At 59.6% G+C, this 829-nt stretch carries 2 pseudogenes; one reads left to right on the top strand and one right to left on the bottom strand.

The features are described 5' to 3' along the window. A pseudogene (locus tag EN780_RS35755) lies at positions 1-289 on the top strand (hypothetical protein); the annotation flags it as partial. A 16-nt stretch (positions 290-305) separates the two neighbouring features. Here EN780_RS35755 and EN780_RS35750 read toward each other — a convergent pair. Next, a pseudogene (locus EN780_RS35750) lies at positions 306-829 on the bottom strand (hypothetical protein); the annotation flags it as partial.

The raw sequence follows: 829 nt of genomic DNA, 5'->3' as shown, positions 1-829 counted from the left end.
GGTAAGGGAGGACCAATTGCCCTCGGGCATCATCTACAATGCCATTCGACGCTTTCACCCTGACACGCATGAATGGGACGGCAGTGAACTGACAGACCGCTATCTAGCCTGCCTCGCCGCCTATGCCGATGTGACCTACGTCGACAAGCGAACCTATGAAGCCTGCAGGCTTGCCCGGCAGAAATCGGAAACGTTTGCCGCCCTCGCTCGACATGTCGAAAAGGCCGGAAGCTATGAAGCGATACCCGGCCAGCTCGCGGCGCGGTTTGCGCAAGCGGCGACCACCTAACTTTCAACGCCCACCTTCAATACGGCACGTCGACCACGGCGCCTGGCTCCCGGTCGGCCAATCCCCAAAACCGCGTTACAGCACGCACGTAGCGCGCGAAGTCGCGGTCAGACAGCTGGATGCCTTCGCTGAGAATGGCATGCTCTTCCGACTTTGCAGCGACGGTGTTGTCCGCATAACGCCAAAGGTGAGGAGCACGGTCACGCAACTTGGTCAGAGAACCTCCGTCGCCATGCCGCACGGCGTTTCCCAGCAGGTGCAATTCCTCGATTGTCGCCCTTACTTGCCCTGTTTCCAGGTCAAGGCCATGACGCAAACCGGTCCCTCGGACAAGTTTATTGATTTCCACGGTGGCAATACCGGCACGCCGATCTTCCGGGACATGTATCCTCGCCCAAATCCGGAGCTGGCGCTCAAAGAGCCCGTCCAGCGTGAGCGCGAAGCTGCGCCGCGCTTCGAAAGCAAGCATGTTCGACGTGTGCATATGGGCGTGATCGAGAAACTCCGCCGTAGATGCCGCAGGCCCACTGATCTTTACGC

Origin of the sequence: Mesorhizobium sp. M4B.F.Ca.ET.089.01.1.1 (assembly GCF_004022605.1) — a bacterium.
GTDB classification, from domain to species: Bacteria; Pseudomonadota; Alphaproteobacteria; order Rhizobiales; family Rhizobiaceae; genus Mesorhizobium; species Mesorhizobium abyssinicae.
This window is presented reverse-complemented; position numbering and strand designations above follow the sequence as displayed.